This window comes from Pueribacillus theae, assembly GCF_003097615.1.
GTDB classification, from domain to species: Bacteria; Bacillota; Bacilli; order Bacillales; family UBA6769; genus Pueribacillus; species Pueribacillus theae.
Genome location: NZ_QCZG01000005.1, coordinates 77,142 through 89,190, shown reverse-complemented (window position 1 = coordinate 89,190; position 12,049 = coordinate 77,142). Strand labels below are relative to the sequence as shown.

Sequence of the window (12,049 nt, the reverse complement as noted above, 5' to 3'; positions counted from 1 at the left end):
CCTCGCCTTTTATTTCAATTTTTCTAATATGCGAAACCAGGTTTCTCTTTTTCGATAGGCTGCTTGCGCTTCTTCGACTGTCGTTTCTTTAAAATGAATGATTGTACCTGGAACTGCTTGTGCTAATAGCGGCAAATCAACTGAAATAACGGTCGCTAAAATGGGGTAGCCGCCTGTTGTTTGCCGATCGGCCATTAAAATGATTGGCTTTCCTGATTCAGGCACTTGAATGCTTCCGAATGAAACAGCTTCAGACAATATGCCGGGTTCCTTCGCATGAGGTACTTCCATGCCTTCAAGCCGATAACCCATCCGATCTGAATGCGGCGAAACGATAAATTCATTTTTTAAAAACGTTGAAATTGTATCATTCGAAAAACAGTCAAGATGTGGGCCAAGAAGGACCCTAAGCTGTACCTTGTCTCTATAATGAAGAAGATCATTTGGCCGGATTCTTTGTCTGTTTTTAAAACTGGATTGTAAAGCCACACGATAGATGGCATCACCTTTTTTTAATGGACGGCCAAATTTTGATTTTGTATCGGTCGACTGGCTTCCAAGCATACAGGGAATTTCAAATTCTCCCGCTACGCTAATATAACTTCTTGCACCGGACACATTTTTTCCGAATGACAGAATGTCTCCTCGCTTTACTGGGAAGCTTGTCCATAGCGGCGCCTTTAATCCATTAATCTTGGGGGATAGGTTGGCGCCGCAAATCGAAATGACAGCATCGTTTTCAACTTGAAGCTCGGGGCCTGATATCGTCACTTCTAAAACAGCGGCATTCCTCCGATTGCCGACAAGAATATTCGCCGCTTTGTGGGCAAACGAATCCATGGCCCCCGACACAGGGATGCCAAGCGCTTGATAGCTTTTTCTTCCCTCATCTTGGAACGTTGTAAACAAACCGGGCTTTATTACAGAAAAAATCGGTATACCCATTTATTTAGCCTCAATTTTCTTAATAAAAATTTGTTCTTTTTCCAAGCGCTGAATTAATGTTTTTGCAAATGGTATGGCGTGTTCTCCGTCTCCATGGATACAAACAGTATCTGCCTTCAAAGGAATTTCATCGCCATTTACAGTTCTTACTTTTCCGTGCTTAACAATGTGAAGAATTTGATCCGCCGCTTCATTTGTACGATGAATGAGTGCATTCGGTTCAGACCTCGGCGTGAGTGTCCCATCAGATTGATACGTCCGGTCAGCAAATACTTCGTGGGCCACTTTAAGGCCGGTTTCTTCGCCGGCGGAACAAAGCTCACTCCCAGACAAGCCGTAAAGCGTTAATTTATCATCAACGGCTTTCACCGCTTTTGCTACCGTAAACGCGACATCACGATTTTTTGCCGCGAGATTATATAATGCACCGTGCGGCTTCACATGGTTTAACTTTACCCCTTGGACTTCTGCCATTGTTTTTAATGCGCCTAATTGATAGATCATCAGATTATAGATTTCATCAAGTGAGAGAGACATGTCTCTGCGGCCAAATCCGTTTATATCTTGATAGCCCGGATGAGCGCCAATAGAAACATTATTTTCCTCTGCAAGTTTAACAGTTTTGGCCATAATATTATGATCGCCAGCATGATAACCGCAAGCAACATTCACTGATGTAACGAGTTTAAATAACTCCTTATCATTGCCAAGGGAATACCTTCCGAAGCTTTCTCCAGCATCACAATTTAAGTCAATACTTTCCATGCTAACCTCCCACATATTCAGTTGTTTTTATACGATATGCTGCGTTTTCTACCTTTTCGATGATCACATGAAATTCATCTGCTTCAATCGGCTCAAAGCGGATGTAATTTCCCGCTTCAAATAAAATCGACGGCTCTCTTTCAGGCTCAAATAATTTAACAGGCGTTCTGCCGATTATTCGCCAACCGCCGGGAGAGTCGAGTGGATAAATGCCCGTCTGCTCCCCTGCAATGCCTACTGAGCCAGCAGGCACTTTCAATCTTGGCGTGTCAAGCCTTGGCGTCGCGATTCTCTTCTCAAGTCCGCCTAAATACGGAAATCCAGGTAAAAATCCTAACATATAAATGTAATAGTTTTTGCCTGAATGAATTGCGATGACTTCTTCAGGAGAGATGCCGTTACATTTTGCAACAACATGAAGATCAACGCCGTACGGTTCACCGTAACACGTTGGAATATGGTAGATAACCGCTTTTTTCTCAGGCGCTATCTTTACTTTATCATGAATCTCTTCGATTATGTGAAACATTTGTTTGTATGTGTAACGCGACGGATCATAGAAAAGAGAGAGGGTCGTATAACCCGGAACGATGTCGGTAATTCCTTCGCAATCTTTTTTTTCTAATAGCGACTTATACGCAATGATTTTCTGGTTCGTTTTAACCGATACTTCATCTCCGAAGTGAATCCGTATTCCACAATCCCCTATCGGTGTGATCGTAGGTCCCATAATATCCCTCCTTCGTTCTTTAACGAAAAACAGTGAAATAATGGAAGTTTCCTTTTATATTAAGTCTTAATGAAAAACTGATTAAATTCATCTTTTTCGGACTAAAAATGGTATTATTAGTGTAGTACTAATCGCAAAAGGGGACATACTCAGCATGGATCAATTCAATAAACCTACTTTCTCGGTCGAAAACCTGCTAGCCGAACGTATCCTCGAACATTCATCTGATTTAATTTCGTTGCATCAACTGGATGGAACATTTGTTTATGCTTCTTCTGCCTCACTTCAACTTCTTAAATATGAGCCGGAGGAGCTCATTGGAAGAACGCTGTTCGAATTGCTTCACCCTTTTGATAGAGAATACATCGGCACACAAGGCGTGTTAAAGGAATTTCATAAAAATGTCGCATGCAGGATTCGAAGAAGAGAAGGAGACTATATATGGCTTGAAACAACAATCCAGCCGATAAATCAAACGGCCGAAAACGAGGAAGAGCTCATATTATGCATTTCCCGTGACATAACGACCCGGAAACTTGCCGAACAGGAATTAAAAGAAAACATCGAGAAATACCAACAGCTTGTTGAACATTCCCATGATACGATTGGAATTATTACGAAAGAAGAAGGCGCCTTTACATTTATTAATGAAACGGGAAAAAAATTGTTCGGAGCCACAAGCACCTATGAAATCATTGGGAAAACAATCTATGACTTTATCATTCCAAAAGACCATTCCAAAATTAGAGAACGTATCGAATCGCCGCACAACCATACGAACCTTATTCGATCGATGGAAACAACCATCATTCGCAATGATCAAGAAAAAAAATATATCAACATGAAGCTGATTCCCACTGTCTATAAAGGCAGAAAGACGATGCAAGTAATTATTCACGACATCACCGAGCAAAAACTGACGGAGGAAAAACTTCAGCAGACAGAAAAGCTTTCTGTTGTCGGCCATCTGGCTGCTGGGATTGCCCATGAAATCCGAAACCCGCTTACAGCGATTAAAGGCTTTACCCAACTCATTGGTGAAGAAAACAACAACCAATACGTTGACGTCATGTTATCTGAACTTAATCGGATCGAAAAGATTGTAAGTGACTTATTGATTTTGGCCAAACCTGAAATTAAACATTTCGAACGCAGCAATCTTAACAAATTAATCGATGACATCGTATCACTTTTAAACACACAAGCCATTATGAAAAACATCGAGATTGCCACGATATTCAGTGAAGAAAACATGACAGTTGACTGTGAACCAGATAAATTGAAGCAGGTGCTTATTAATATTATAAAGAACGCAATCGAAGCGTCATTTAAAGACGGAAAAATTTTAATTGAAACGAAATGGATAAACGGAAACAAGGTTTTAATAAAGATCACCGATAATGGCATTGGCATTCCAAACGATCGTTTGCCAAAACTTGGAGAGCCCTTTTACAGTACAAAAGAAAAGGGCACAGGACTCGGATTAATGATTTGTAAACGAATTGTGAAAAACCATAACGGCACAATAAAAATTACGAGTAAAGTAAATAAAGGGACTGTTGTAAAAATCATTTTGCCAAAAAGTCAACATTCAAATTGAACACATATGTTTTCTTTGCGGTTTTCGCCTCCACCTCCCAGTGCAGCGCACGTTCAATCAGGCAAGGTCGAGAAGCCCTACCTGATTTCCCGATGTTGTGACTTATAAAATCAAATTGCCTCTATTGCTATTTGGTTTCCAAAAATATTTGCTTTACTTTTGGAACGACGGCTTTGCTGCCGCCACGGTCTTCAACATTTTCAATTTGCATGGCAACGAGGAGTGTTGGATTTTCGTTGTCGTACGCTACAAACAAACCATTCTCCTGGCCTTTTTCATCACGGCTCTTTTTAAGTTCTGCCGTCCCAGTTTTCCCTGCCATTTGTTTCCCTTTGATTTTAACACCTTTGCCTGTTCCATCGGGATGCTCGACGACTTCGATTAGCGATTGATTAATAATTGAAGCTGTTTCGTCCTTAATCGCGTTTGCCTTCCACACGTGCTCATTCGAATCTGGGCCATTTTTTAACAGCGTTGGTTTTAATAGATTGCCTTCATTTATAAATGGTGTAAAAGAAATAGCCGTGTGGAGAATGCTCATTTCCACTTTCCCTTGTCCATAACCTGAATCAGCAAGCTGAATCTGGCTGTCAAATGAATTTTCCACCAGTTGCGATGTTTCGATTGGGTATTCAATTGGAAGTTTTTCGCCAATCCCAAAGTCTTTTGAACGTTCTAGAAATTTTTGTCCACCGATTTTTAATGCTGCCTGAGCAAAATAAATATTATCTGAATAAATAAATGCATTCTTTAGGTCAATTGGTTTTCCCGGATCGCTGACACGGGTAATATAATAATCTCCCCACGAATTGTCTGCTTGCCACTTTAGCCCATTCACATTTACTGCCGTTTCTTCAGATATGGCAGACGTCTCTAAAGCAATCGCACCAGTAATCGGCTTAAATACAGAGCCAGGAGGATATGTACTTGCGAAACGATTCAACAACGGTTTTTTCGGATCCTCATTTAGCGCTTTCCATTCTTCGCTTGTCATCCCAAGAACAAATTGATTCGGATCATATGATGGGCTGCTCGCAAGTACAAGAACTTCGCCAGTCATCGGGTTAATCGCTGCAGATGTACCTGCTTCGCCTTCGAGCTGCTTGAAGACTTGTTTTTGAATATTGATATCGATTGTTAAAGCAATGGTTTCTCCATCGATCGCGTTTTTATTGGCAATTTCATCTTTTTCTGTGCCATCTTTATCGACGATATAAATGCGCCCTCCGTTTTGCCCCCGGAGCTTATCTTCAAAAACTTGCTCCAATCCGCTTTTTCCTATTAAGTCTCCTGTTTGATAGCCTTTTGATTTTCGTTCATCAAGCTCTTCTTTATTAATTTCTTGTACATAGCCGGTCAAATGGGCGGCAATTTGTTTAAAAGGATAAACGCGGGCGCTCACTTCTTGGTACGTTACGCCTTTTATCTCCATTAATTGATTTAATCTTTTATCATCTTTCGCGATTTTCGTAATCGGTACGAACGTATCTGGCTTTACCCACGTGGCGTTCAGTTTCTTTTCTATATCTTCCACAGTGGAGCCAATCAAATCAGCTAATTGTTCATAGGATGTTTTAGCATCCTCCGGCAAACGCTCGGGGACAATTCCGATATTCAATACTTTTCCATTTACCGCCAGACCCTTTCCGCTTCGATCAACAATTTCTCCCCTTTCAGCCCGGTGTGTTTCAATGCGGACCTTATCTCCTTCTTCCATCGAAGGAAAGATAAGTGAAGGATCCCAATGGACGGCCCATTTATTTCCATCCTCAGTCTTTTCTTTCACGAGGGACAGGTTTTCGGTAAAGTTTACTTCGTCGGCAATGGTTTGCATATGTAATGAAAATTCCACCTCTGTGCCGCCCTCTTTGTTTTCTTTCACCCCATCTTCAGGAAACTTCGCTTCCAGTTTAAGCTTGTCAGCCTGTATTCCTTCATAAATTGTCTCGTAACGCTCAACAAACTCGTCTTTCGTTATATTTTTTTTACTATCTGCAGAAAGTTGATCATACATTTTATCAAATTGTTGTTTCTCCCAGCTGTTTAAAAATTGAGTTGTTCTCTCTTCTGGCGTTTCTTCCTTATTGCACCCAATAAGAGAGAATATAAGTATAAAAAATAAAAATAGTGGTACTTTTATCTTCATTTGTTTTCCCCCGTAAATTTTACTTTTCCTCATAAGTGTATCAAAAAACGCACGTTGCTTTCAAAATAAACTCATTCGTTCATAGTTGTAGCAAGATCTCGGCCTTATGAATAGGCTATTACCGTATGTAGTTCATTAAAGGAGGTACCCCGTTTGTTTACTCAGAGAAAGATCTATCGGCCATATATAAGCCCTTTCGACCCTTGCCGTCCCATAAAAGTGAAAACATATCAGACACCGCCTCAGCTTTATGTTGGTTTTCAGCCGCCTGGGCTTCCCCAGTTTAGCCCAAAAGAAGCTTTGTTTCACGGAACATTGTGGCCATTGCTTTTTAGCCCGTACGGAGAGCCTCACAATAAAATGCCGTGTGGAGAACCCCAAATAAGTTAATAGGGAGGAAAAATAACCGATGTCCAAAAAACTTCCGCCTGAATTTTACGCGTGTATGGAAGAATTGCAGGCAGTTGATTTCGTTCTTGTCGAATTGACACATTATTTGGATACGCATCCACATGACCAAGAAGCGATTCAGCAATTCAATGAGTACGCGAAAGAACGCAAACGATTAAAAAAGATCGTTGAGTCAATGTATGGCCCCTTACAGCAATTTGGAAACAGCTATTCAGGGTATCCATGGGGCTGGTCAGAAGGCCCATGGCCGTGGCAAATTTAAGGAAAACATTAAAGAATTTATTTTAGCAAAATGAACGACGAAAAAATTAGGTAGGGGCTTGACCCTACCCCACTGATTGAAAGTATTTCACCTGCATTTCGCCTAAAGGTGCGGAAGCGAACTATTTATTCATTGTGGAGGTATGATTTTTAATGTGGATATACGAAAAAAAATTACAATATCCGGTAAAGGTAAGCCAATGCAATCCAATGCTTGCCAAGTTTCTAATTGAACAGTACGGTGGTGCTGATGGAGAACTTGCCGCTGCCCTTCGCTATTTAAACCAGCGCTACACGCTTCCTGATAAAGTTATTGGGCTTTTGACAGATATTGGTACAGAGGAATTTGCCCACCTTGAGATGATTGCCACAATGGTTTATAAATTAACGAAAGATGCAACACCCGAACAATTGAAAGAAGCAGGTCTTGGTGACCATTTCGCCGACCATGGCAAAGACCTATTCTACCATAACGCTGCTGGAGTACCGTGGACAGCGGCATATATTCAAGCAAAAGGTGACCCAATCACAGATTTATATGAAGATATTGCCGCAGAAGAAAAAGCCCGTGCAACCTACCAATGGCTTATTGACATGTCAGATGATCCGGATCTTAATGACGGTTTAGCTTTTCTGCGTGAGCGCGAAATCGTCCATTCCCAACGTTTTCGCGAAGCTGTTGAAATTTTAAAAGAAGAACAAGGAAAAAAGAAATTCTTTTAATGTCTAACGAATTCGCTGACATTTTTTCCAAAGAACAATTTGACAATTAGCCACAGTATGATAAACTGATAGAAAATTAAATCATTTGTTTCCGCTAGGGGTGCCTTTTTAAAAGGCTGAGATTAAAGTGGACTTTAAGACCCTTAGAACCTGAACTGGTTAAAACCAGCGGAGGAAAGTGGACGTTCGATTTGTACTGTTTGCCAATAAGTGCGTGTTCAAAAAGGAGGACAACGAGAGGCAAGAAGGTCGAGGAAGCGTAGCTCTGAGCACCGCAGCGTATGTTTGTAGGATACGTGAGGAGCGGAAGAGCAAGCTGACGAAGAGATTCGCAGCCTATCGTTCCCGGACTTTTTGAACAACCTTTAACGGTACAAGAATGGTGTGATCAGTCATCTATTCCTCCTTTTCAGGTGAAACAAAAAAGGAGGATTTTTATATGCGTTTTACAGAGGAACTGCGACAAGCGACAAAGGATAGTTGGGAGCAAAGTTTGAATCACCCGTTCGTCTTAGGGATTGTGAACGGTGACTTGCCGTTGGAAACGTTTAAATATTATATTCTCCAAGACATTTACTACTTGAAGCATTTTGGAAAGGTCCATGCCATGGCTGCCGCACAAGCAGATGACTTCCAAGTTTCCGCCATGCTGGCTGAAAAAGCGAAGCTTACCGCCCAAGCGGAACTAACCGTCCATCAGGAACATGCGAATCTGTTAAACATTACTGACGAAGAGATGAAGAATTTTAAACCCGCCCCTACCGCTTATGCTTACACATCACATCTGTACCGTGCGGCTCTCTCCGGCAGTTTGGCACAAACGGTCGCTGCGATGCTTCCATGCTATTGGTTATATGCTGATATTGGCAAAAAGAACATGAACGCGAAACCGAACGAACAAATTTACCAAAATTGGCTCCATACTTATGCAAGCGACTGGTTCCAAACATCGACCGAAGAGCAAATCGATCTGATGGACCAACTTGCACAGGATGCAAGCGGAAAAGAAAAGGAAAAGATCAAAGAACAGTTTGTCATCGCCAAAGAATATGAACTTGCATTTTGGGAAATGGCTTACACGAAAGAAACTTGGCTATCAAAAAAACAAAGCAAGCAATCCACTCTAAAATAACAAAATCATAACCCCTTTATGCGTCGATTGCATAAAGGGGTTACTTCGTTAATTGGCTTTGATCGATCTAACCGTCCTTTAGTTTGCCGCTATTCTATTTCTTTTTTGTTCTTCTGAATTGTTTTCTGTTTCAACTTCATTTCCAAATACTTTCCGCCCAGCCATAAAATAAATGTAAGAGCAGAAACAAGGATAAGCTGAACGGGATCTTTAAGCAAATCAAAAAAATCGTGGCCAATAAAAGAAACGATAAAGATCATCACCATTTTCCCTAAAAAAGCTGCAAGCATAAAACTGATCGCATTCATTTGGGAAAGCCCCACAACAACAGTAACTAACGATGAGGGGGTAAAAGGAAAACAAAAAATCAAAAACACGACACCAAAGCCTCTTCGCTCAAACCAATGCATTGTTTGCTGGACTTTTTTCAATTTCGAAATGAATCGAAGAATTCGATGCCTCGCAAACCTTCGAATAACAAAAAAAACGAGAACAGTTCCAATGCTTGTACCTACCCAAGAATAAAGAAAACCAAGCCAAAGGCCGTAAACGAAAGCATTGCCTGCAACAAAAATAAATAACGGCAAAAATGGCATGAAAGCTTCCAAAAAAGGCAGAAAAATACCTGGAAGCGGCCCTAGCGCTCGATATTGTTCAAGAAATTCTTTAATATTTTCTTCTGTCAATGCATGTCTCAAAAACTCAAGGTCCATACTTGCTTCACCTTTATATCGTTTGGCATTATTCACAAAATCATTTTAAATAACTGATTATCGCTTCTGTCACTTCTTTTGTTGATGCACTTCCACTAAGATCGGGTGTTTTTATTCCGTTTGCAATGGTTTGTTCAATTGCTGACATGATGTTGTCCGCAGCATTTTTTTCACCTAAATGATCGAGCATCATTTTTCCTGTCCAAATTTGGCCGATTGGATTGGCAATCCCTTTTCCTGCGATATCCGGGGCTGAACCGTGCACTGGTTCAAACATTGACGGATATTCGCCATCTAAATGAATGTTTGCCGCCGGTGCGATGCCTATGCTCCCCATAATCGCAGCACCAATGTCTGATAAAATATCACCAAATAAGTTGCTGGCAACAACAACATCAAACATTTCTGGTTTTGTAATGAAATAGGCCGAAAGGGCGTCAATATGAAATGAATCTGTTTTTATATTGTATTTCTCCGACACACTTTTAAAAATTTCATCCCAAAAAGGCATGCTGTAAACGATGCCGTTTGACTTTGTTGCACTTGTGACATAGTTTTTCCGCTTTTCTGCTAATTGAAAAGCATAATGCATTGCTCTTTCAGATGCTTTACGCGAAAAAACATTGTTCTGTATTGCTATCTCATCTTCCCCTTGATAAATACGCCCTCCTACTTCACTATATTCGCCTTCGCTATTTTCACGAACAATAACAAGATCGAAGCCTTTCGGATTTTTAAGCGGTGATTCCAATCCTTTTAAATATTTAGCAGGCCGGACGTTTAATTGTTGTTTAAACTGGCGGCGAATTTTCAAAAGCAATCCCCATAGCGATACATGGTCAGGAACACGTGCAGGATCGCCAACTGCTCCTAGAAAGATGGCATCAAATTTTTTCAATTGTTCCAACCCATCATCCGGCATCATTTTGCCATGTTCCATATAGTAATCACAGCTCCAAGGAAAAGTCGTACATTCGAGCTGAAACGTGCCATTTAATTCAGCTGCTTGTTTTAAAACTTCTAACGCCTTCGGTACAACCTCATTTCCAATTCCGTCTCCGGGTATAACTGCAATCTTATATGTATTCATTTCTCTTCCCCCTATTGAATGGATTCCTCATACTATTGTAACATGTTCACCTTGAAATGCCTTTAAAATTCGATTACGTTAAAGGTAAGGAATTGATGAAGAAAGGAACATACTTATGCTAAAGACACTATTAAAAATCGGAGGGGGACTGCTTCTATTCCTTCTCCTGTTCGGATGCACAAAGGATCCTGCTAAAAGCATTGAAGGTACTGAAAAAATTGCTGATATCCCTTTTGAAAGGGTGCAGCTTGAAGATACCCCTAAAGACGTGCAGGAAACGATAAATTACAAAAATCGCGAAAAAGCAACGTACGTATTACCGAGTGATAATGATTATTATATCGTCGTCTCAAGAGGCGAACAGCCAACCGGCGGCTATGATGTCGAGATTACGAGTGTGGAAGATTGGGGCGACTCTGTGCACGTTTTTTACAAATTTAAAGACCCGGCTGATGATGAACTCGTCACACAAGCCATTACTTTCCCGTTGGATATTGTTAAAATAGAACGAACCGATAAAACAGTTCTTTTTAAACTTATCGAACATGAAAATAAACGGAATAAAGGAATCGATATTAATTTATAAATGAAGTACGATAATAAGGTAGAAATAAAAATCAATAGAGGTTTTTAAAAGGAGTTGCTTGTCTGTTGGGAAAAGTTATCGTAAATGATCAGATGATGGAACGGAGCCAGCACCGTATTGATATGGAAGATCGCGGCTATCAATTTGGAGATGGAGTCTACGAAGTCATCCGAGTTTATAATGGTGATTTGTTTGGAGTGGAAGAACATATTGATCGATTTTTTGAAAGTGCCGGAAAAATTAAATTAAAAATCCTCTTTACGAAAGAATCCCTTAAGGAAAATCTTAATGCATTGATTAAGGAAAATGAATTGCAGCTGGGGATTGTCTATATGCAGCTTACGAGGGGTGTTTCACCAAGGGCCCATGTGTTTCCCGATGAACATACAACACCTGTATTGACGGCATACACAAAAGAAATGCCGATACCCAAATTACAAATGGCAAATGGAGTTAGTGCAATTGTTACACCTGATATCCGCTGGCTCCGCTGTGATATAAAAAGCTTAAACTTGTTGCCAAACATTCTCGCTAAAGAGGAAGCAAAAGAGCAAGGTTGTTATGAGGCCATTTTTCATCGCGACGGAATCGTAACGGAAGGTGCTTCGTCAAATATTTTTATTGTTGCCAAGGGCAACATGATTACTCACCCTGAATCCCATTTTATTTTGAATGGTATTACAAGGCAAATGATTTTTAAATTATGTAAAGAAAACAAATTATCATTAGTCGAAAAACCATTTAATGTTGATGATTTGATGAATGCTGATGAGGTATTCTTGTCAAGCACAGTATCTGAAGTAATGCCAATTGTAAAAATTGATAACAAAACTATTGGAAATGGACAGCCAGGACCTCACACAAAGCAACTGCAGGCGTTATTTCAAAAATACATTCAAAAGCAAGCTAGGATCACATACTAACTTAAAAAAATTTAAGAGCCCCCT

13 protein-coding genes and 1 riboswitch are annotated in these 12,049 nt (G+C 40.4%); of the genes, 7 read left to right on the top strand and 6 right to left on the bottom strand.

The features are described 5' to 3' along the window. Window positions 1–9 precede the first annotated feature (9 nt). Genes DCC39_RS04135 through pxpB form a run of 3 tightly spaced genes read right to left on the bottom strand, consistent with a single transcriptional unit; the run spans window position 10 to window position 2,440 of the window. Window positions 10–945 carry a 5-oxoprolinase subunit C family protein gene (locus DCC39_RS04135; RefSeq protein WP_116553623.1) on the bottom strand — a complete coding sequence of 312 codons (936 nt, stop codon included), beginning with the start codon at window positions 943–945 and terminating at the stop codon, window positions 10–12. Further along, window positions 946–1,710: a LamB/YcsF family protein gene (locus tag DCC39_RS04130; RefSeq protein WP_116553622.1), complete on the bottom strand. Its 765-nt coding sequence runs from the start codon at window positions 1,708–1,710 to the stop codon at window positions 946–948. It abuts the gene before it with no gap. A 1-nt stretch (window position 1,711) separates the two neighbouring features. After that, window positions 1,712–2,440, bottom strand: coding sequence for a 5-oxoprolinase subunit PxpB (gene pxpB, locus DCC39_RS04125; protein ID WP_116553621.1), 729 nt, complete (start codon window positions 2,438–2,440; stop codon window positions 1,712–1,714). A 154-nt stretch (window positions 2,441–2,594) separates the two neighbouring features. On the opposite strand from pxpB, the gene DCC39_RS04120 reads away from it, so the two are divergent. Beyond that, window positions 2,595–4,040 (top strand): PAS domain-containing sensor histidine kinase, encoded by a 1,446-nt coding sequence (locus DCC39_RS04120; protein WP_116553620.1) that lies wholly within the window; start codon window positions 2,595–2,597, stop codon window positions 4,038–4,040. Window positions 4,041–4,167: 127 nt separating this feature from the next. Here DCC39_RS04120 and DCC39_RS04115 read toward each other — a convergent pair whose 3' ends face one another. Beyond that, on the bottom strand, window positions 4,168–6,186 hold the full coding sequence (locus tag DCC39_RS04115; protein WP_165820770.1) for a penicillin-binding transpeptidase domain-containing protein: 2,019 nt from the start codon (window positions 6,184–6,186) through the stop codon (window positions 4,168–4,170). A gap of 153 nt (window positions 6,187–6,339) precedes the next feature. Here DCC39_RS04115 and DCC39_RS04110 point away from each other — a divergent pair, with 153 nt between their 5' ends. The 4 genes from DCC39_RS04110 (at window position 6,340) to tenA (ending at window position 8,713) form a co-directional block, all read left to right on the top strand. Next, entirely contained in the window at window positions 6,340–6,576 is a 237-nt protein-coding gene (locus tag DCC39_RS04110) for a spore coat associated protein CotJA (RefSeq protein ID WP_116553618.1), read from the top strand. A gap of 19 nt (window positions 6,577–6,595) precedes the next feature. After that, a complete protein-coding gene (locus DCC39_RS04105) occupies window positions 6,596–6,859 on the top strand; it encodes a spore coat protein CotJB (RefSeq protein ID WP_116553617.1) in 264 nt (87 codons plus the stop codon). Window positions 6,860–7,011: 152 nt separating this feature from the next. After that, window positions 7,012–7,581: a manganese catalase family protein gene (locus DCC39_RS04100; protein ID WP_116553616.1), complete on the top strand. Its 570-nt coding sequence runs from the start codon at window positions 7,012–7,014 to the stop codon at window positions 7,579–7,581. A gap of 86 nt (window positions 7,582–7,667) precedes the next feature. Next, window positions 7,668–7,775, top strand: a riboswitch (TPP riboswitch). 245 nt (window positions 7,776–8,020) lie between these two features. Continuing rightward, a complete protein-coding gene (gene tenA, locus DCC39_RS04095) occupies window positions 8,021–8,713 on the top strand; it encodes a thiaminase II (protein ID WP_116553615.1) in 693 nt (230 codons plus the stop codon). A gap of 89 nt (window positions 8,714–8,802) precedes the next feature. Here the strand turns inward: tenA and DCC39_RS04090 are convergent, their stop codons facing one another. Continuing rightward, a complete protein-coding gene (locus tag DCC39_RS04090; protein WP_116553614.1) occupies window positions 8,803–9,426 on the bottom strand; it encodes a TVP38/TMEM64 family protein in 624 nt (207 codons plus the stop codon). Window positions 9,427–9,466: 40 nt separating this feature from the next. Continuing rightward, window positions 9,467–10,516 (bottom strand): tartrate dehydrogenase, encoded by a 1,050-nt coding sequence (locus DCC39_RS04085; protein ID WP_116553613.1) that lies wholly within the window; start codon window positions 10,514–10,516, stop codon window positions 9,467–9,469. A gap of 115 nt (window positions 10,517–10,631) precedes the next feature. Between DCC39_RS04085 and DCC39_RS04080 the strand changes: the two genes are divergently transcribed. Together DCC39_RS04080 and dat are read left to right on the top strand one after the other, a co-directional pair. Beyond that, window positions 10,632–11,102, top strand: coding sequence for a protease complex subunit PrcB family protein (locus DCC39_RS04080; protein ID WP_116553612.1), 471 nt, complete (start codon window positions 10,632–10,634; stop codon window positions 11,100–11,102). A gap of 65 nt (window positions 11,103–11,167) precedes the next feature. Then, entirely contained in the window at window positions 11,168–12,025 is an 858-nt protein-coding gene (dat, locus tag DCC39_RS04075) for a D-amino-acid transaminase (protein WP_116553611.1), read from the top strand. Window positions 12,026–12,049 lie beyond the last annotated feature (24 nt).